The organism is Micromonospora humi, from assembly GCF_900090105.1.
Classification (GTDB): Bacteria; Actinomycetota; Actinomycetes; order Mycobacteriales; family Micromonosporaceae; genus Micromonospora; species Micromonospora humi.
This window is the reverse complement of the sequence record NZ_FMDM01000002.1, coordinates 448739-467508: the sequence shown is the minus strand read 5'-3', so window position 1 is coordinate 467508 and position 18770 is coordinate 448739. Positions and strand designations below refer to the sequence as shown.

Below are 18770 nucleotides of genomic sequence, written 5' to 3'. Positions count from 1 at the left end.
GCGCCGGTGGGTCGCCCGGCCAGCCGGACCCGCGCCGCGCCCGCGCGGGTGCCCGCGTCGGACGCGCGGGCTGCTAGCGTTCGGTACGTGTCCCGGACCCGTACCGAACGCCTGGTCAACCTGGTGATCTGCCTGCTGTCCACGCGGCGTTTCCTGACCGCCGCCCAGATCGCCGCGACCGTGCCCGGCTACGAGCACGACCCGGACGACGCCAAGGACCACGAGGCGTTCCAGCGCAAGTTCGAGCGCGACAAGGCCGAGCTGCGGGAGCTGGGCGTGCCGCTGGAGACCGGGACGGCGAGCGTCTTCGACGCCGAGCCGGGCTACCGGATCGCCCACCGGGAATACGCGCTGCCCGACATTCCGCTGGAGCCGGACGAGGCCGCCGCGGTGGGCATCGCGGCACGGCTGTGGCAGCACGCCGGTCTGGCCGCCGCCGCGTCGTCCGGGCTGGCGAAGCTGCGCGCCGCCGGCATCGACGTGGACCCGCAGGCCACCCTGGGCCTGGAGCCGATGGTGACGGTCGACCCGGCGTTCGCGCCGCTGACCGCCGCCGCGCGGGACCGGCGGGAGGTCAGCTTCGACTACCGGGTGCCGGACCGGGACGCGCCGACGCGCCGCCGGGTGCAGCCGTGGGGAGTGGTCTGCTGGCGCGGCCGGTGGTATGTCGTGGGTCACGACCTGGACCGGGCGGCGACCCGCTGCTTCCGGCTCTCCCGGGTGGTGGGCGCGGTCCGGTCGACCGGTGAGCCGGGGGCCTACGAGCCGCCCGCCGGGGTGGACCTGATCAGCCACGTGGCCCGCTGGTCGGGGCCGGTGGAACGCACCGGCCGGGCGACCGTGCTGGTGACGCCGGGGCGCGCCGCGGGGCTTCGTCGCTGGGCCGTGGAGAACCACGCCGGCCCGGACGGTGACCGGCTGGTGCTGCCGTACGCCGACGCCGACTTCCTGGCCGGGCAGATCGTCGGCTACGGCCCGGACGTGCGGGTGCTGGAGCCGCCGGAGGTGCGCGAGGCGGTCATCCAGCGGTTGAAGGAGGTCGCCGCCCGGCACGACGAGCTGGCGGTCGCCGGGGGTGCCCGGTGACCCGGCCGGCGGCCCGCGCCGGCCGCACCTCGGCCGACCGGCTGGCCCGGCTGCTCAACCTGGTGCCCTACCTGCTGGCCCGTCCCGGCATAGAGATCGCCGAGGCGGCGCACGACCTCGGGGTGACCGAGAAGCAGCTCCGGGAGGATCTGGAGCTGCTCTGGGTGTGCGGGCTGCCCGGCTACGGCCCGGGTGACCTGATCGACATGGCGTTCGACGGCGATCGGGTGACCATCACCTACGACGCCGGCATCGACCGGCCGTTGCGGCTCACCCCGGACGAGGCGCTGGCCCTGGTGGTGGCGCTGCGGATGCTCGCCGAGACGCCCGGGGTGGCCAACCGGGAGGCGGTCGAGCGGGCCCTCGCGAAGATCGAGAGCGCGGCCGGCGACCTGGCCGGCGCGCCGGTCGAGGTGCGGCTGCCCGGCGACAACGCGCGGGTGCGTGAGCTGCGGGCCGCGGTCGAGCGGGGCCGGGCGCTGCGGATCACCTACTACACGCCGGCCCGCGACGAGACCACCGAACGCACCATCGACCCGCTGCGGATGCTGATGGTCGGCGGCCGGGCGTACGTGGAGGCGTGGTGCCGCCGCGCCGAGGCGGTCCGGCTGTTCCGCGCCGACCGGATCGACGCGGTCACCGAACTGCCGGAGCGGGCCGTGGTGCCGCCGCAGGCCCGCCCGCACGACCTGAGCGACGGCGTGTTCCGGCCCTCGGCCGACCTGCCGTTGATCACGCTGCGGATCGGTCGGGGTGAGCGGTGGATCACCGAATACTATCCGTGCGAGCGGGTCGAGGCCGACGGCGAGCAGTGGCTGGTGTCGCTGCGGGTCACCGACCTGGGCTGGGCCCGCCGGTTCGTGCTGGGGCTGGGCCCGGAGGCGACCGTGGTGGCCCCGGCCGAGCTGGCCGAGCAGGTCCGCGCCCAGGCGGTCGCCGCGCTCGACGCGTACGCGGTCCCGACCGGCACCGCCGATCCGGCGGCGACCGGCGTCACCCGATAGGCTGACCGCCGTGGTGATCTGGATCGTGCTCGGGGTCGTGCTGTTCGCGCTGGTCATGCTGGCCCTGGCGGTCCGTCCGGTGGTGGCGCGGCTGCCCCGGTTGCGCCGGTCGGCGATGGCGCTGCAGCGCCGGGCGGCCGAGGCCGAGTCGCTGCGCTCGGCCGCCGAGGACCTGCAGGCGCGGGCCGAGGCGCTGCAGGAGCGGGCGGCCGTCGCGCAGCAGCGCGTCACGTTGATCAAGGCCAAGCGCGGAGAGTGATCGACGCGGGTCATTTTCCGCCCGAATGCTCCGCGACGGGTGGTTGACGGGACACTTCGGGTTGGTCGAGACTTCACCGACCGGGCCGGCACCAGCAGACCCGGCGGGGGTGGCAAGCCGCTGCGACGCACGTACGATGGGCGGCGACCCACCACACACCGACACAGAGCGACTGGAGCTTCCCATGGGTGCCCTCAAGCCGTGGCACATCGCCGTACTCGTGGTCGTGCTGATCCTGCTCTTCGGCGCGAAGCGGCTCCCCGACGCGGCCCGCTCGCTGGGCCGCTCGCTGCGGATCATCAAGGCCGAGACCAAGAGCCTGCAGGACGACGACCGTGACCTGGCCGAGAAGGCCGACGCGCAGGCCGGCTACCAGCCGCTCCCGCCGCAGCAGCCGGTCCAGGGTCACCCGCAGTACGCGCAGCCGCAGCAGCAGTTCGCGCAGCCCCAGCAGCAGCAGCAGTACGCCCCGCAGCCGCAGCAGCCGGTCGCCCCGCCGGTCGACCCGGTGCACCGCGTCCGCGAGAACTGATCCGAAAGGGCCCCCACCACCGTGGCCTTCGGGTTGAAGAAGCGCGGGCCGAGTTCGTTCGCGCGCGCGTCCGACGGCTCGATGACGCTCATCGAGCACATCCGCGAGCTGCGGAACCGCCTGTTCCGGGCGTCGCTGGCGATCCTGGTCGGCTTCGGCGTCGGCATCTGGCTGGCCGAGCCGGTGCGGGTGTTGCTGTCGCAGCCCTACTGTGACCTGCCGCAGTCGATCGATCCGCTGACGGGCAAGTGCAAGTTCGTGCAGCTCGGCGTCGCCGACGTCTTCCTGCTGAACCTGAAGATCGGTCTCTGGGTCGGCCTGATCATCGCCGCGCCGATCTGGCTCTACCAGCTCTGGGCGTTCATCGCGCCCGGCCTGCACCGGCACGAGCGGCGCTATGCGTACATCTTCACCGCGCTGGCGGCTCCGCTCTTCGCGGCCGGCGCGGTGTTGGCGTTCTTCGTCACCACCAAGGGCCTGGAGTTTCTGCTCAACGTCTCCGGCGACGACATCGCGACCAACCTCGAGGTGACCCGCTACATCTCCTTCGTCACCAACCTGATCCTGCTGTTCGGGGTGGCGTTCGAGTTCCCGCTGATCGTGCTGATGCTCAACTTCGTCGGCCTGGCCAGCGCCAAGCGGCTGCTGAGCTGGTGGCGGGTGGCGATCTTCGTGTTCTTCGCGTTCTCCGCGGTGGTCACGCCGACGCCGGACCCGTTCGGCATGACGGCGTTGGCGGTCTGCCTCTCCGCGCTCTACTTCGCCGCGGTAGGGGTGGCGTTCCTCAACGACCGGCGGCGCGGGCGTAACCGGGAGGTCTACGCCGGCATCGCCGACGACGAGGTGTCGCCGCTGGACCTGTCGAACGAGCCGGTGCCGACCGGCGCCCGGATCGAGGCGTCCGCCCCGGTCGAGGCGCCCGCCCCGATCACCGCTCCCGCCCCGATCGAACGCCGCTACGACGACATGACCTGACCCACCCCCACCGCACCCGCTCCACCCGACCGCCGTCCCCGCCCCCGAGGGGACGGCGGTCGCGTCTTCACGCCATATCCCCCGTCGATCGTGGACGTGTGGCGCCTCGGATGCCCTTCATGCGCCTTTTGTCAACGACCACAAGTCCAAGATCGGCGGGGCGAGTGGCGGGGCGAGTGGGGCGGGGCGAGGGTGCGGCGGTCAGGGCAGGCGGCGGGCGGCGGTGGGGGAGAGGGGCGGGACGGCGTCGGGGTGCAGGATCGCGGCGATCGCCTCGACGCCGTCGACCAGGCGTGGGCCGGCGCGCACGATCAGCGCGTCCGCGTCCAGCGCCCAGACCTCCGCGCCGGGGAAGTGCCCGGCCACCTCGGCGGCCTGGCCGGCGGCGCCGTCCAGGCGGAAGCCGCACGGCGCGACGAGCACCACCTCCGGGTCGGCCGCGCGCAGGTCCGACCAGGTGGTCGGCGTGGACCGGGCACCGGGGTGGGTGGCCACCGGCGTGCCGCCGGCGACGTCGACGAGATCCGGGATCCAGTGCCCGGCGCCGAACGGTGGATCCACCCACTCGACGACGGCGACCCGTCGCCGGGGCCGGCCGGCCACCGCCGCGCCGATCGCCGCCAGCCGGGCGCACAGGCCGTCCACCAGCGCCTCGGCGCGCTCCGGCACCCGGGCCGCCGCGCCCACCGCGCGGATCGTGCCCAGCACGTCGTCGAGGGTGTACGGGTCGAGCGACAGCACCTCGGCCCGCGCGCCGAGATGGTCGACGGCGTCGGCCACCCGGCCGGACGGCAGCGCGCAGACGCGGCACAGGTCCTGGGTGAGGATCAGCTCCGGGTCCAGCCCGGCCAGCGCGCCGGCGTGCAGCGTGTAGAGGTCCGCCCCGGCGGCGAGCCGGTCGCGGACGTAGGCGTCGATCTCGCCAGGGCTCATGCCGTGGGTGTCCCGGCCACCCACCACCACCGTGACGGCGGCCCGGTGGGAGGCCGGCACCTCGCACTCGAACGTCACCCCGACCAGATCGTCGCTGAGACCCAGGGCGTAGACGATCTCGGTGGCGGAGGGGAGCAGGGAGACCAGTCGCATGCCGCCATCATGCCGACCGCCCGGACGGCCGATCCGCCCGGCCGCCCGGAGCCGGACATTCGAGCCGCCCTCGGGCCTTGCCGGGACAGCCGGCACGCTTAGACTCTGCTGACTCCCGCCGAGTCCCCCGGGCGGTGTGCCGGGGCGGTGTCGGCGCCCCCGTCCCGGTCAGCGCGCTGACCTCCGCTCCGGAGAGCCCGATGAAAAGCCGTACCGCCGCCGTCCTGACCCTCCTCTGCGCCGCCACCGCGCTCACCGCCTGCGGCGACGACGAGCCCGCGCCGAAGGGCGAGCAGGTGCCGGTGACCGCCACCGACACCAGCTGCGAGGTCACCACCACGCTGTTCACCCCGGGCACCGTCACCTTCACCGTGACCAACCGGGGGCAGCAGGCCACCGGGGTCTACGTCTACGGCCGGGAGGGCGACCACTTCACCAAGGTGGTCGCCGAGGTGGCCGACGTGCCGGCGGGCCGCACCGGCGACCTGCGCGCCACGCTCGCCACCGGCTCCTACGAGGTGGCCTGCAAGCCGGGCCGGCAGGGCGACGGGGTGCGGACCCGGATCACCGTCTCCGACGACGGCAACGTGGCCAGCGCCGCGGCCGAGACGGCGTACGACCGGGCGGTGGCCATCGAGCTGACCGGTGACACGCTCACCGGCGCCGACGGGTTGATCGCCGAGCCCGGCGAGAAGCTCTCGCTCAAGGTGACGAACAAGACCGCCGGGGCCCGGACGCTGTACGTGCTCAACCCCGACGGCAAGCGGATGGCCGAGTTGAAGGCCGAGCCGAACGGCACCGCCGAGACGGTGGTGGCGCTGGGCGCCGCCGGCAACTGGACGCTCAAGGTCAAGGGCGACGGGGTGGCCGCGGTGAGCCGGCGGCTGGTGGTGCGCTGACCTGGTGAGGCGCACCACCCGGGTGGGACGGCGGGGCGGGGCGCGTGGTCGCTCGGTCTAGTGTTCGCCGAGCCGACCATCCGCCCGCGACCGGAGGAACCGATGCGCGCCACCGTCATTCACGGCCCGAACGACGTGCGGGTCGAGGAGGTGCCCGACGCCGCCGTCCGCGAACCGGGCGACGCCGTGGTGCGCACGGTGTTGGCCTGCATCTGCGGCAGCGACCTGTGGGCGTACCGGGGGGTGGCGCAGCGCCGGCCCGGGCAGCGCATCGGGCACGAGTTCCTCGGCGTGGTGGAGGAGGTCGGCGCGGATGTCACCTCGGTGCGGGTCGGCGACCTGGTGGTGGCGCCGTTCGTCTGGTCCGACGGCACCTGCGAGTTCTGCCGCGAGGGCCTGCACACCTCCTGCCCGAACGGCGGCTTCTGGGGCACGCCGGGCTCCGACGGCGGTCAGGGCGAGGCGGTGCGGGTGCCCTACGCCGACGGCACGCTGGTGCGGCTGCCCGCCGAGGCGGTCGGGGACGACCGGCTGCTGACCGCGTTGCTGGCGCTGTCGGACGTGATGGCCACCGGTCACCACGCGGCGCTGGCGGCCCGGGTGCGGCCCGGCGCGACGGTGGCGGTGGTGGGCGACGGCGCGGTCGGGTTGTGCGGCGTGCTGGCCGCCCGCCGGCTGGGCGCGGAGCGGATCGTGGCGCTGGGCCGGCACACCGCCCGCACCGACATCGCCCGGCGCTTCGGGGCCACCGACGTGGTGGCGCAGCGCGGCGAGGAGGCGATCGAGGCGGTACGCGAGCTGACCGGCGGCCACGGCGCGCACGCCGTGCTGGAGGCGGTCGGCACCGAGGAGTCGATGCGTACCGCGATCTCGATCGCCCGCGACGGCGGCGCGGTCGGCTACGTCGGGGTGCCGCACGGCGGCAGCGCGGGCGTCGACATCGGGCAGATGTTTAACCGCAACGTGGCCGTCGCCGGCGGGGTCGCGCCGGCCCGGGCGTACCTGCCGGAGCTGCTGGCCGACGTGCTGGCCGGCACCATCGACCCGTCCCCGGTGTTCGACCGGTCGGTGCCGCTGGACGGCGTCCCGGACGGCTACCGGGCGATGGACGACCGCAGCGCGCTGAAGGTCCGCGTCACGTTCTGAATCCGGTGCATCCACCGGGGACGGTCCGGGCGAAGCAAGGGTCGTGACGACAGTCACGGACCCGTTCGCTCGACGAAAGGCTCCCCGATGAACATCGCTCGTCTCGCCGCCCGGCTGGCCGTGGGCGCCACCGCCGCGGCGGTGGCCACCACCGCCGTCGCCGCTCCCGCCCAGGCCGGCGCGAAGCAGCCCGGCACCCGGTCGCTGGCCGCGGTGCTGACCGCCGACAAGAGCGGCTTCGACCGCAACGCGCGGGACTTCGACGTGCTCACCAAGGCGGTCCTGACGGTGCTCCAGGCCAAGCCGGACTCGCCGGTGAAGGTGCTCACCGACGGCACGGTCGCGCTCACCGCGTTCGTGCCGAACGACTACGCCTTCCGCGAGCTGGTCCGCGACATCACCCACGCCCGGAAGCTCCCCGGCGAGAAGGCCGCGTTCGACGCGGTCGCCGGCCTCGGCGTGGACACCGTGGAGGACGTGCTGCTCTACCACGTGGTGCCGGGCGCCACGATCGACCGCAGGGCGGCGCTCAAGGCCGACGGCGCGGAGCTGTCCACCGCGCTCGGCGCCACCGTCGAGGTCGACGTGCGCAAGTGCTGGTACGGCAAGCAGGTGCGCCTGGTCGACGCGGACACCGACGACCGCGACGCACGGGTGGTCCGCTACGACATCAACAAGGGCAACAAGCAGATCGCGCACGCGGTGGACCGGGTGCTGCGCCCGATCGACCTGCCCTGATCCGCTTCCGTCGACGGCGCCCGGCACCCCCTGCCGGGCGCCGTCACCGTTCGCGGTGTCCGAACTGCTCGCTGAGCGCCAACCCGGCGGAGCAGCTCAGTTCACCGGGGGCGAGCTGCACGTGCGACGGCCGCCACGTCTCGGCGCCCCTCGGGCCGACGCGGGCCAGCAGGCAGTCGTACTGGCTGGCGCGCAGCGCCACGCCGACCCTGGCGCCCTCGACCGCGATCTCCTGGCGTACCGCCGGGTCGAGCTTCAGGCCGGCCACGGCGGCGCGGACCTTGCTCTCGTGCGGGCCGGCGCCGGTGAGGGCCCGCCGGAGGCGGTCGTCGAGGCCGGCCAGCGACGGGTCCTTCGCGACCGGTAACGGTTCCCCGGCCGGGCAGTCGACGTCGTCGTCGCGGTCGTCGTCCTTCGGGCCGAGGCGCAGCCGGAAGCAGACCTCCTCGGTGCCCTCGACCCGCGCGCCCCAGTCGTCGACGCCGCTGCCGTGCCCGGTCACCCGCAGCACCAACGTCACCCCGGTCTGCCAGTGCGTCTCGCCGTCGACCCGGAGCACCGCGACGGACTCCTCCTGCCCGGCGGTGTGCGCGTAGTCCTCGGCCTTGTAGAGGTGGTCGCGGTCGAACCGCGCCTCGATCCGGTCGACCGTCTCCGTTGCGTCGGCGACGGCGTCGTCGTGCCAGGGCGCCTCGTCCGGCCGGTGGGCCCACCACGCGGCCAGCAGGAACGGGGCCAGCGCGACCGGGACGAGGACGGCGACCAGGGTGCGGGAACGCATGCCGGGCAGTATTTCGCACGGCCGCCCCCGTCGTGACCCCGCCGATGCCCGGTGCGGGCGTCGCCCCTGGTGGGCGGTGCGAGGTGTGCCGTACGGTGCTCGCCGTGACCGCGCACGATCATGTCCCGCCCGGCCCCGTCGCCGTGCTCGCGAACCCGACCGCCGGCCGGGGACGGCACCGGGGCCTGCTGCCGGAGCTCCTGGCCCGCCTCGGCCGGGCCGGCCGCCCGGTCGAGCTGCTGCGCGCCCGTACCCCGCAGGAGGCGGAGGCGGCGTGCCACGCCGCGGTGGCCGGCGGCGCCGGGGCGCTGGTCGCGGTCGGCGGCGACGGCACGGTGCACCGCGCGATGCAGGCGGTGGCCGGCACGGCCGTGCCGTTCGGGCCGGTGCCGGCGGGCACCGGCAACGACTTCGCGGTGGAGACCGGGTTCCCGGCCGACCCGCGCGCGGCCGTCGAGGTGATCGCCGACGCGCTGGCCGCCGGCCGCAGCCGCCCGGTCGACCTGGCCCGGCTGTCCGGTCCGGACGGCGTCGACAGGTGGTACGGCGCGGTGCTCGCCGCCGGATTCGACGCGATCGTCAACGAGCGGGCCAACCGGATGCGCTGGCCGCGCGGCCCCCGCCGGTACGACCTGGCGATCCTGGTGGAGCTGGCCCGGCTGCGGCCACGTCGCTACCGGCTGACCCTCGACGGGGTCCCGCAGGAGGTGGACGCGGTGCTGGTGGCGGTCGGCAACGCGGCCAGCTATGGCGGGGGCATGCGGATCTGCCCGGACGCCGACCCCACCGACGGCCTGCTGGACGTGGTGGTGGGCGGCCGGTTCGACAGGCGCACGCTGATGCGGGTCAAGCCGCGCATCTACCGGGGCACCCACGTGACGCACCCGCTGGTGCGCGCCTACCGGGCCCGGACCGTGGAGCTGGCCGCCGAGGGCATCACCACGTACGCCGACGGCGAGCGCGCGGTCGACCTGCCGGTGACCGTCACCGCCGTGCCGGCGGCGCTGCGGCTGCTCCGCTGAGCGCCGACGGCGGCCCGGTCGGCGGTGGGGGCGCGGCGGCCCGGACCGCGCCGACGCTCGCGGCCACCACCAGCCCGATGGCGAGCACCTCGACCGGGCGCAGCGCCTGGCCGAGCACCAGCCAGCCGGCCAGCGCGGCGACCGCCGGGCCGAGGCTCATCAGCACCGCGAACGTCGCGGTGGGCAGCCGCCGCAGGGCCGCCAACTCCAGGCTGTAGGGCAGCACCGAGGCGAGCAGCGCCAGCGCGGCGCCGAGCCCCAGCACCGCCGGGTCGGCCAGCCGGCCGCCGGCGTCGACCAGCCCGATCGGCAGGGTGACCAGGGCGGCCACGGCGAGCGCCAGGGCCAGCCCGTCGGCCCGGGGGAACCGCGCGCCGACCCGGGCCGAGCAGACGATGTACGCCGCCCACATGGCGCCCGCGGCCAGCGCCAGCGCGGCGCCGAGCGGGTCGAGCCGGTCGAACCCGCCCTGCCCGAGCAGGGCCACCCCGGCCAGCGCCAGAGCGGCCCAGCACCAGGCCGCGAACCGGCGCGCGCCGAGCACCGACAGGGCCAGCGGGCCGAGCACCTCCAGGGTGACGGCCGGACCGAGCGGGATGCGCTCGATCGCCTGGTAGAAGATCGAGTTCATGCCGGCCAGGGCCAGCCCGAACGCGACCACCGCCGTCCAGTCGTCGCGCCCGTGCCCGCGCAGCCGGGGCCGGCACGCCGCGAGCATCAGCAGCGCGCCGAGGGTCAGGCGCAGCGTGACCGCGCCGGCCACCCCGGTGCGCGGGAACAGCAGCGCGGCCAGCGCGGAACCGAACTGCACCGACAGCGCCCCACCGAGCACCAGCGCGACCCCGCCGAGCCGGCCCGGCGCCCGGGGCGGAAAGGGGTGGGCTGCGGTCACGCCCCTGACCCTAGTCGGGACCGCAGGTCACCCGACCCCGGCCAGGTCGAGCACCGCGCCCAGCCCGTTGGGCCGGCCGGCGTCGGCGGCGGGCAGCACCAGCACCCCGCAGCCGGCCGACACCGCGCCGGCGTCGGCCGGGGTGTCGCCCACCATCAGGGTGTGCTCCGGGTCGACGCCGAGCATTCCGCAGGCGCGCAGGAAGATGCCCGGATCGGGCTTGCACCGCCCCACCTCGTACGACAGCGCGTACGCGTCGACCAGCCCGTCGAGGCCCCAGGCGGCGAAGAGGGGCCGCAGGTCGAAGCCGATGTTGCTGACCACCGCCACCTTCACCCCACCGGCGGCGAGCGCGCCGAGCACCGGGGCGGTGTCCGGGTACGGCAGCCAGCCCTCGGGGACCAGCACCCGTTCGTAGAGCGCGTCGGCGAACCCGTCGATGCCGGTGTCGACGGTCTCGGCCAGCCCGGTGTAGGCCCCCCGGTGGGCGTGCGGGTAGAGGTCGCGGTCGGCCCACAGCTCGGCCAGCCGGGGCGGAACCCGGGCCGGCAGCGGGCCGCCCGCCCGGCCGGCGGTGAGCAGTCGGTCGGCGAGCGAGGTGGCCCGGATCCGGTCCAGCTCGACCCCGCAGGCGGCCGCCGCGGCGTGCACCCAGGCCAGCGGTTCCTCCACCTGGGCGAGCGTGCCGTGGAAGTCGAAGAGCACCGCCTCCACGGGCCGGCGGGACGGGCTCGGGCGGACGGCGTCGTCGGCGCCGCGCGAGGCGTGGGGCAGTTCGGTACGGTCCGGCACGTCGTGCACCCTACCGACCCGCTCGGACCGCCCTGCCGGACGGCCTTGACCGGTGGTCGTCGGCGGTACCGATTAATCTTGGATGCATGTCGAGCCCCGCCGAGCGGTACGCCGCGGCGCGCCGCCGGGCCGCGCAGGCCTCCGCCTTCCCGGCCCTGGACGAATTCTCCCGTGATCTCGGGTTCGACCTGGACGACTTCCAGCGTGCGGCGTGTGAGGCCCTGGAGCGGGGCAGCGGGGTGCTGGTCTGCGCGCCCACCGGCGCCGGCAAGACGGTGGTGGGCGAGTTCGCGGTGCACCTGGCGCTGCGCGAGGCGCCCGCGGGCGACGGGCCGGCCGTGCGTCGCAAGTGCTTCTACACCACGCCGATCAAGGCGCTGTCCAACCAGAAGTACCACGACCTGGTCGACCGCTACGGCGCCGAGCAGGTCGGCCTGCTCACCGGCGACAACGCGATCAACGGCGACGCGCCAGTGGTGGTGATGACCACCGAGGTGCTGCGCAACATGCTCTACGCCGGTTCGGCGACCCTCGAGGGCCTGGCCTACGTGGTGATGGACGAGGTGCACTACCTGGCCGACCGCTTCCGCGGCGGGGTCTGGGAAGAAGTGATCATCCACCTGCCGGAGTCGGTGACGTTGGTGTCGCTGTCGGCGACCGTGTCTAACGCCGAGGAGTTCGCCGACTGGCTGGTCACGGTGCGTGGGGAGACCACGGTGGTGGTCTCCGAGCACCGGCCGGTGCCGCTCTGGCAGCACATGCTGGTCGGCAAGCGGATGTTCGACCTCTTCCACGACGCCGACGCGGCTCGCAAGCACGACGTGCACCCGGAGCTGCTGCGCTACACCCGGGACACGACGCGCCGGCTGGAGCTGGGCGAGGGGCGCAGCGCCGGCCCCGGTGGCGGTCGGCGCGGCCCCCGGTGGCGTGGTCCGATGCGCCCCGACATCGTCGACCGGCTGGACCGGGAGGGGCTGCTCCCGGCGATCCTGTTCATCTTCAGCCGCGCCGGCTGCCAGGCCGCCGTCCAGCAGTGCCTCGCCGCCGGGCTGCGGCTGACCTCCCCGGAGGAGCGCGCCGAGATCCGCGAGGTGGTCGAGTCCAGGATCACCGCGATCCCCGGCGAGGACCTGACCGTGCTGGGCTACTGGGAGTGGCTCGACGGCCTGGAGCGCGGGCTGGCCGCCCACCACGCCGGCATGCTCCCCGCGTTCAAGGAGGTCGTCGAGGAGCTGTTCGTCCGGGGCCTGGTCAAGGCGGTCTTCGCCACCGAGACGCTGGCCCTGGGCATCAACATGCCGGCCCGCTGCGTGGTGCTGGAGCGGCTGGTCAAGTTCAACGGCGAGGCCCACGTCGACCTCACCCCGGGCGAATACACCCAGCTCACCGGCCGGGCCGGCCGCCGCGGCATCGACGTCGAGGGCCACGCGGTGGTGGTCTGGTCACCGGAGACCGACCCCCGGCACGTGGCCGGCCTCGCCTCCACCCGCACCTACCCGCTGCGGTCCAGCTTCCGGCCGTCCTACAACATGGCCGTCAACCTGGTCGGCAGCGTCGGCGCCGAGCCGGCCCGGGCGCTGCTGGAGTCCTCCTTCGCGCAGTTCCAGGCCGACCGGTCGGTGGTCGGCCTGGCCCGGCAGGTGCAGCGCAACACCGAGACGATCGAGGCGTACGGCGCGGAGGCCGCCTGCCACCAGGGCGACTTCGACGAGTACTTCGCGCTGCGGGTGGCGATCGCCGACCGGGAGCGGGCCATCGCCCGGCAGGGGCAGACCCAGCGCAAGGCGGCGGCCGTCGCCTCGCTGGAGCGGCTGCGGGTCGGCGACGTGATCCGGGTGCCGTCGGGGCGGCGCGCCGGCCTGGCCGTGGTGCTCGACCCGGCGACCGGCGGGTTCGGTGAGCCCCGCCCGCTGGTGCTCACCCAGGACCGGTGGGCCGGCCGGGTCAGCCCGGGCGACTTCACCACCCCCGCCGAGGTGCTCACCCGGATCCGGGTGCCGAAGCACTTCAACCACCGCTCGCCGGCGGCCCGGCGCGACCTGGCCGCCGCGGTCAGCGGCACCGGGCTGGACCGGCACAGCGGCCGGCGCGGCGGGCGCTCCCGCCAGGCGGTGGGGGAGGACCACCGGCTCAGTCAGCTCCGCGTCGAGCTGCGCGGGCATCCCTGCCACGCCTGCCCGGAGCGGGAGGAGCACGCCCGGTGGGCGGAGCGCCGCCGCCGGCTGGAGCGCGACACCGAGGAGCTGCGCGAGCGGGTGAGCGGGCGGACCGGCTCGCTGGCCCGCACGTTCGACCGGATCGTCGCGCTGCTGACCGCGCGCGGCTACCTGGCCGCCGACGGCGAGGTGACCGACGCGGGTCGGATGCTGGCGCGGATCTGGACGGAGGCCGACCTGCTGGTCGCCGAGTGCCTGCGCCGCCAGGTGTGGGACGGTCTCTCCCCGGCCGAGCTGGCCGCCGCCGTCTCGGTGGTGGTCTTCGAGGCGCGGCGCGACCTGGACGAGCGGGCGTCGCTGCCCCGTGGCGCGGTCGGGGACGCGGTCGACGAGACGCTCAAGCTGTGGGGCGACATCGAGGCGGACGAGGCGGCGCGCGGGCTGACCGTCACCCGCGAGCCGGATCTCGGCTTCGCGTGGCCGATCTACCGCTGGGCGCGCGGTGAGGCGCTCGCCAAGGTGCTCGCCAGCGGGCACCAGATCGACGGCGAGATGCCGGCCGGCGACTTCGTCAGGTGGGCGCGGCAGGTGGTCGACCTGCTGGGCCAGATCGCCGACTCGGGCGGCGCCTCGACGGAGCTGCGGGCCACCGCCCGGCAGGCGATCTCGGCCGTCAACCGGGGCGTGCTGGCCTACCACGCCTCCGCCTGACGATCACTTCCGGTCACCAACGCCCCGAGAATCGACGCATCGCTGCGTCATCACGACACCACCCCCCGAACACTCGGGGGGTGCTGTCGTGCCTGGTCAGGCATTGCCGGATCATTGCGGGGCGCGAGGGTTACGCGTCGGTAGCGGATCGGGGGATGGTCACCGTGGGCGAGATCAATCACTTTGAGTACGGGTGGATCACACCCGCGCTCAGCTACGCGCTGTCCGTGCTCGGCTCGGCGCTCGGCCTGGTCTGCGCCGGCCGCATCCGGACCGCCGCCGGTGCCGGCCAGCGCGCCTGGTGGGGTCTGCTCGCGGCCTGGGCGCTCGGCGGCACCGCCATCTGGGCGATGCACTTCATGGCCATGCTCGGCTTCGCCGTCAGCGGCACCCGGATCCGCTACGACGTGCCGCTGACCGCGGCCAGCACGGTGATCGCCATGGTCGGCGTCGGCATCGGCCTGGCGATCGTGGGCACCGGCCGGCTCACCGCGGTCCGGTTGCTCGCCGGCGGTGTGTTCACCGGCGCCGGGGTGGCCGCCATGCACTACACCGGAATGGCGGCCATGCGGCTGGACGGCACGCTCGGCTACGACCCGCTGCGGGTGACGCTCTCCGTCGTCATCGCGCTGGTGGCCGCCACGGTGGCGCTCTGGCTGGCGATGACCGTCCGGCGCGGCGTCGCGATCATCGCCTCCGCGCTGGTCATGGGCGTCGCCGTGAACGGCATGCACTTCACCGGCATGAGCGCGCTGTCGGTGCACCTGCACGAGGGTCGCGGCGCCACCACCGGCACCGAGGTCAGCGGTCTGTTGGTGCCGATCGTGCTCGCCGTGATCTTCGGCGTGGTGGGGCTGGTCTACGCGCTGCTCGCCGCGCCGTCCGACGACGACCGGGCCGGGGCCGCGTACGTGGCCGCCCGGCTCGACGGCGCCACGCCGGTGCCCGAGGCGGCGCCGGATCCGGTGGGCCTGCGCGCCCCCCGCGTGGCGCCGGAGCAGCCCGCGCCGGACCCGGTGGGGCTGCGCGCCCCCCGCGTGGCGCCGGAGCAGCCCGCGCCGGACCCGGTGGGGCTGCGCGCCCCCCGCGTGGCGCCGGAGCAGCCCGCGCCGGATCCGGTCGGTTTGCGGGCCCGCTCCACGCTGGCCCAGCCCGGCGCCCAGTTCCCGTCCCGCCGCAAGTCCGACCCGCGCACCTGACCCGGCGGCGAGACCGCTGCCGCCGTCCGGCCCTCCACGGGGTGGGCTCGGCCGGGGCAGAGCCTCGGCGGGGGTGAGCCGCGGCGCTGCCGCCGGGTGGGTCCGCGCTCAGGTGCGGGGGGCGGCGAGCGCGTCGACCAGGCGTCGGCAGGAGCCGGCCAGGTTCCAGCGCTGGGCCAGCTCCAGCAACCGGTCCGGGTCGGCGGGGGACGTCGGCAGCGTCGCGTCCAGCTCGGGCAGCGGAACGTCGGTGGCGACCCGGACCACCTTCGGCGCCACCGCCAGGTAGTCGCGGGCGCCGTCGAGCTTGCCGCGCAGCCCGGGTGCGAAGCCGGAACCGGGGTCGTCCAGCGCGGCCAGGATGCCGTCGAGCCCGCCGTAGCGGTCGATCAGGCGGGCGGCGGTCTTCTCGCCCACGCCGGGCACGCCGGGCAGGCCGTCGCTCGGGTCGCCGCGCAGCGCGGCGAAGTCGGCGTACCGGTCGGCGGGCACGCCGTAGCGGGCGCGGACCGCGGCGTCGTCGCAGTCGTCCAGCTTGGCCACGCCCCGACCGACGTAGAGCAGGCGCGTCGGGTGGGCGTCGTCGACGAGCTGGAACAGGTCGCGGTCACCGGAGACCACCTCGACCGGGCCGGGCTGGGTCACCGAGAGCGTGCCCAGCACGTCGTCGGCCTCGTAGCCGGTGGCGCCGACCACCGGGACGCCCAGCGCGTCGAGGACCTCCAGGATCATCGGCACCTGCGGGGACAGCGTGTCCGGCACGACCTCGCCGCCCTCCGGCGCGACCCGGTGCGCCTTGTACGACGGCAGCAGCTCCACCCGCCACGCCGGCCGCCAGTCGTGGTCCATGGCGCAGATCATCCGGTCGGGCCGCCGGGTGCGGACCAGCTGGGCGAGCATGTCGAGGAAGCCGCGCACCGCGTTGACCGGCTGGCCGTCGTCGGTCCTCGCGGCCGACTCCGGGATGCCGAAGTAGGCGCGGAAGTAGAGGCTGGGGGAGTCGATCAGCAGGATCGGGGGTCGGTGTGCCACGCGCAACAGGGTGGCACACCCCTGGGACGAGATGGGGGACGGCGGTTGCGCAGACTGGTCGGGTGACGTTCGTACCCGGTCTGATCCTGGCCCGCCGGTTCCACGACGAGGTGGTGGCCCCGCTGCTGGCCCGGCGGTTGCCCGGCCTGCCGTACTCCGCCGGTCTGCTCGACGGCGGCTCGGAGCTGTTCGGTCTCGACACGCCCCGCTCCACCGACCACGACTGGGGTCCGCGTACCCAGCTCTTCGTGGCGGACGCGACGCGGATCGCGGCGGTGCGGGCGGCGCTCGACGCGGAGCTGCCGGCGGAGTTCCTCGGCTGGCCGGCCCGGTTCGCCGGTGGCCCGACGGTCCGGCTCGGCGTGGTCCGCGCGGACGGCGACCGGCACGGGGTGAGCGTCGACGAGCTGGGGTCGTGGCTGCGGGACCGGTTGGGCGTCGACCCGCGCGCCGGCCTGTCGACGGCGGACTGGCTGGCCACACCGACGCAGCGGCTGGCGGAGCTGACCGCGGGCGCGGTGTTCCACGACGGGCTGGGCGGCGCGCTCACGGCCGTCCGGGCCCGGCTGGCGTGGTACCCGGACGACGTCTGGCGTCACGTGTTGGCAGCGTGTTGGCAGCGGGTGGCGCAGGCCGAGCACCTGGCCGGTCGCTGCGCCGAGGTCGGCGACGAGCTGGGCAGCCGGGTGGTCACGGCCGGGCTGGCCCGCGACCTGATGCGCCTCGGCCTGCTGCTGCACCGCCGCTGGCCCCCGTACCCGAAGTGGCTGGGCACGGTCTTCGCCGGCCTGCCGGCGGCGGGGCCGGTGGTGGACGCGTTGGCCGTCGCGCTCGGCGGCGGTGACTGGGCGGCCCGGCAGGCCGGCCTGGTGCGGGCGCTGGAGACGCTGGCCGGCTGGACCAACGACGTCGGCCTGGCCGCGCCCGTGGACCCGGCGGCGCGGCCGTTCCACGACCGGCCGTTCCTGGTGCTGCACGCGGGGCGGCTCGTCGAGGCGCTGCGCGCCGCGATCGTCGACCCGGAGCTGCGCGGGCGCCCGCCGGTCGGCGCGGTGGACCAGTACGTCGACAACGTCGACGTGCTCACCGCGCCGGGCCGGGCGCGTCGGGTGGCGGCGGCGGTGCTGCCGGACTGACCGCGGTGTCTCAGGGCGCGGCGACCGGCTCCGGTGCGCCCGGCGCGTCGACGCGCAGGTCGGTCAGGTCGCGCAGCCGCCGGATCGGGGAGAGGAGCAGGGTGAGCGGGGCCAGCGCGGTGGCCGCGGCGAAGCAGAACAGGGTGGCCCGGGCGCCGGCGGGCCCGGCGAGGGCGCCGGCGAGCAGCCCGCCGACCGGGATGGCGCCCCAGGACACGAAGCGGACCGTGGCCATCACCCGGGAGAGCAGGCCGGGCGGGCTGGCGGTCTGCCGGTAGGTGCGGGTGGTCACGCTGAGCACCACCACACCGCCGGCGAAGAGCACGTTCCCGGCGGCGAAGGCCAGGTACGCCGGTGCGCCCGCGCCCACCGGCACCAGGGCCGCGCCGCCGACCGACACCAGGCAGGCGACCACCAGCGAGCGCGCCGTGCCCCACCGTCCGGTGATCCACGGGGTCAGGGCCGCGCCGACGAGCGAGCCGACGCCCTCGACGGCGAGCAGCACGCCGACCAGCGCGGGTGGCGCGTGCAGCTCGCGGACCAGGTAGAGCGGGTAGACGGCGAGTTGGGCGCCGCAGACGAAGTTCACCGCGGTGGCGGTCCACATGGTCGGTCCCAGCACCGGGTGCCGCGTGACGTACCGCCAGCCTTCGCCGATCATCGCCCGCACCGGGGGCCACCGGTCGGGCGCGTCGGTGCGGCGGGCCGGCAGCGAGCCGAGCAGCGCGGCGGAGACGAGGTAGCTGACCGCGTCGACGAGCGCGGCCGGCACCGCGCCGAGCGCCTGCACCGCGACCCCACCCAGGGACGGGCCGCCGAGCTGGGTGGCGGCGTGCGTGGCGGAGGTGAGGCTGTTGCGGGCGTGCAGTTGCTCGCGGGGGACCACGGTGGGCAGGAACGTCGAGTTGGCGACGTCGAACAGCACGTTGGCGAAGCTGACCACGAGTGCCACGACGACCAGTTGCGCGACCGTGAGCCAACCCCACCACCAGGCCAGCGGCACCGACGCCACCGCCACGGCGCGAGCCAGGTCGGCGCCCACCTGCGCGCCGCGCAGCGGGAGCCGTTGCACGATCACGCCGGCCGGCAGGCCGATCACCAGCCAGGCGACGTAGCCGGCGGCGGCGACCAGACCCATCTCGAACGCCGACGCGTCCAGCACGGTCAGCGCGGTGAGCGGCAACGCCACCGCACCGACCGCCGACCCCAGATAGCTGGTGGTGCCGGCGGCCCACCAGCGCCAGAACACCCCGGCCCGATGCTCGACGGACATGCCGCCAACCCCCGATCCGAGCCAGTGAGTTCCAATCTGGAACGGACTATA

At 75.3% G+C, this 18770-nt stretch carries 18 protein-coding genes; 12 read left to right on the top strand and 6 right to left on the bottom strand.

Annotated elements, in window-relative coordinates:
• Positions 1–87 precede the first annotated feature (87 nt).
• From GA0070213_RS05225 to tatC, 5 genes are all read left to right on the top strand, one after another.
• Positions 88–1086, top strand: coding sequence for a helix-turn-helix transcriptional regulator (locus GA0070213_RS05225; protein WP_091058096.1), 999 nt, complete (start codon positions 88–90; stop codon positions 1084–1086).
• Positions 1083–2090, top strand: coding sequence for a helix-turn-helix transcriptional regulator (locus GA0070213_RS05220; RefSeq protein WP_091058093.1), 1008 nt, complete (start codon positions 1083–1085; stop codon positions 2088–2090). Before GA0070213_RS05225 ends, GA0070213_RS05220 begins: the two co-directional genes overlap by 4 nt.
• Positions 2091–2100: 10 nt before the next feature.
• Positions 2101–2349 carry a hypothetical protein gene (locus GA0070213_RS05215; RefSeq protein WP_091058089.1) on the top strand — a complete coding sequence of 83 codons (249 nt, stop codon included), beginning with the start codon at positions 2101–2103 and terminating at the stop codon, positions 2347–2349.
• Between the two features lie 184 nt (positions 2350–2533).
• Positions 2534–2881 (top strand): Sec-independent protein translocase subunit TatA, encoded by a 348-nt coding sequence (gene tatA, locus GA0070213_RS05210; protein WP_091058085.1) that lies wholly within the window; start codon positions 2534–2536, stop codon positions 2879–2881.
• 21 nt (positions 2882–2902) lie between these two features.
• The gene (tatC, locus tag GA0070213_RS05205) at positions 2903–3856 is read left to right on the top strand and encodes a twin-arginine translocase subunit TatC (protein WP_091058081.1); all 954 of its coding nucleotides are present in this window, start codon (positions 2903–2905) and stop codon (positions 3854–3856) included.
• A 201-nt stretch (positions 3857–4057) separates the two neighbouring features.
• Here the strand turns inward: tatC and GA0070213_RS05200 are convergent, their stop codons facing one another.
• Positions 4058–4942 (bottom strand): ABC transporter substrate-binding protein, encoded by an 885-nt coding sequence (locus GA0070213_RS05200; RefSeq protein ID WP_091058078.1) that lies wholly within the window; start codon positions 4940–4942, stop codon positions 4058–4060.
• Positions 4943–5142: 200 nt separating this feature from the next.
• On the opposite strand from GA0070213_RS05200, the gene GA0070213_RS05195 reads away from it, so the two are divergent.
• The 3 genes from GA0070213_RS05195 to GA0070213_RS05185 all read left to right on the top strand — a co-directional run bounded on the left by GA0070213_RS05195 (position 5143) and on the right by GA0070213_RS05185 (position 7725).
• Complete coding sequence (locus tag GA0070213_RS05195) at positions 5143–5841, top strand: hypothetical protein (protein WP_091058600.1); 699 nt, start codon at positions 5143–5145, stop codon at positions 5839–5841.
• Positions 5842–5943: 102 nt separating this feature from the next.
• Positions 5944–6987 (top strand): zinc-dependent alcohol dehydrogenase family protein, encoded by a 1044-nt coding sequence (locus GA0070213_RS05190; protein WP_091058597.1) that lies wholly within the window; start codon positions 5944–5946, stop codon positions 6985–6987.
• An 87-nt stretch (positions 6988–7074) separates the two neighbouring features.
• Entirely contained in the window at positions 7075–7725 is a 651-nt protein-coding gene (locus tag GA0070213_RS05185) for a fasciclin domain-containing protein (RefSeq protein WP_091058074.1), read from the top strand.
• Positions 7726–7768: 43 nt separating this feature from the next.
• Here the strand turns inward: GA0070213_RS05185 and GA0070213_RS05180 are convergent, their stop codons facing one another.
• The gene (locus GA0070213_RS05180; RefSeq protein ID WP_091058071.1) at positions 7769–8506 is read right to left on the bottom strand and encodes a hypothetical protein; all 738 of its coding nucleotides are present in this window, start codon (positions 8504–8506) and stop codon (positions 7769–7771) included.
• Positions 8507–8601: 95 nt separating this feature from the next.
• On the opposite strand from GA0070213_RS05180, the gene GA0070213_RS05175 reads away from it, so the two are divergent.
• A complete protein-coding gene (locus tag GA0070213_RS05175; protein WP_091058068.1) occupies positions 8602–9528 on the top strand; it encodes a diacylglycerol kinase in 927 nt (308 codons plus the stop codon).
• Here GA0070213_RS05175 and GA0070213_RS05170 read toward each other — a convergent pair.
• Positions 9491–10420 (bottom strand): EamA family transporter, encoded by a 930-nt coding sequence (locus tag GA0070213_RS05170; RefSeq protein WP_091058065.1) that lies wholly within the window; start codon positions 10418–10420, stop codon positions 9491–9493. The genes GA0070213_RS05175 and GA0070213_RS05170 overlap by 38 nt on opposite strands.
• 27 nt (positions 10421–10447) lie before the next feature.
• Positions 10448–11212 (bottom strand): HAD family hydrolase, encoded by a 765-nt coding sequence (locus GA0070213_RS05165; RefSeq protein ID WP_091058593.1) that lies wholly within the window; start codon positions 11210–11212, stop codon positions 10448–10450.
• A gap of 86 nt (positions 11213–11298) precedes the next feature.
• Here GA0070213_RS05165 and GA0070213_RS05160 point away from each other — a divergent pair, with 86 nt between their 5' ends.
• Entirely contained in the window at positions 11299–14079 is a 2781-nt protein-coding gene (locus GA0070213_RS05160; protein ID WP_091058061.1) for a DEAD/DEAH box helicase, read from the top strand.
• Between the two features lie 164 nt (positions 14080–14243).
• Complete coding sequence (locus GA0070213_RS05155) at positions 14244–15278, top strand: MHYT domain-containing protein (RefSeq protein WP_091058590.1); 1035 nt, start codon at positions 14244–14246, stop codon at positions 15276–15278.
• Positions 15279–15386: 108 nt separating this feature from the next.
• Here GA0070213_RS05155 and GA0070213_RS05150 read toward each other — a convergent pair whose 3' ends face one another.
• Entirely contained in the window at positions 15387–16310 is a 924-nt protein-coding gene (locus GA0070213_RS05150) for a 5'-3' exonuclease (RefSeq protein ID WP_091058057.1), read from the bottom strand.
• A gap of 62 nt (positions 16311–16372) precedes the next feature.
• Between GA0070213_RS05150 and GA0070213_RS05145 the strand changes: the two genes are divergently transcribed.
• A complete protein-coding gene (locus tag GA0070213_RS05145; protein WP_091058054.1) occupies positions 16373–17446 on the top strand; it encodes a DUF4037 domain-containing protein in 1074 nt (357 codons plus the stop codon).
• 10 nt (positions 17447–17456) lie between these two features.
• Here the strand turns inward: GA0070213_RS05145 and GA0070213_RS05140 are convergent, their stop codons facing one another.
• Positions 17457–18719: an MFS transporter gene (locus GA0070213_RS05140; RefSeq protein WP_091058051.1), complete on the bottom strand. Its 1263-nt coding sequence runs from the start codon at positions 18717–18719 to the stop codon at positions 17457–17459.
• Positions 18720–18770: the final 51 nt, after the last annotated feature.

Excerpts from the sequence above, each read along its gene's own strand:
- GA0070213_RS05140 (WP_091058051.1), bottom strand. The coding sequence starts at position 18,719 with ATGTCCGTCGAGCATCGGGCCGGGGTGTTCTGGCGCTGGTGGGCCGCC.
- GA0070213_RS05195 (WP_091058600.1), top strand. The coding sequence starts at position 5,143 with ATGAAAAGCCGTACCGCCGCCGTCCTGACCCTCCTCTGCGCCGCCACC.
- tatA (WP_091058085.1), top strand. The coding sequence starts at position 2,534 with ATGGGTGCCCTCAAGCCGTGGCACATCGCCGTACTCGTGGTCGTGCTG.
- GA0070213_RS05160 (WP_091058061.1), top strand. The coding sequence starts at position 11,299 with ATGTCGAGCCCCGCCGAGCGGTACGCCGCGGCGCGCCGCCGGGCCGCG.
- GA0070213_RS05185 (WP_091058074.1), top strand. The coding sequence starts at position 7,075 with ATGAACATCGCTCGTCTCGCCGCCCGGCTGGCCGTGGGCGCCACCGCC.
- GA0070213_RS05200 (WP_091058078.1), bottom strand. The coding sequence starts at position 4,942 with ATGCGACTGGTCTCCCTGCTCCCCTCCGCCACCGAGATCGTCTACGCC.
- GA0070213_RS05180 (WP_091058071.1), bottom strand. The coding sequence starts at position 8,506 with ATGCGTTCCCGCACCCTGGTCGCCGTCCTCGTCCCGGTCGCGCTGGCC.
- GA0070213_RS05190 (WP_091058597.1), top strand. The coding sequence starts at position 5,944 with ATGCGCGCCACCGTCATTCACGGCCCGAACGACGTGCGGGTCGAGGAG.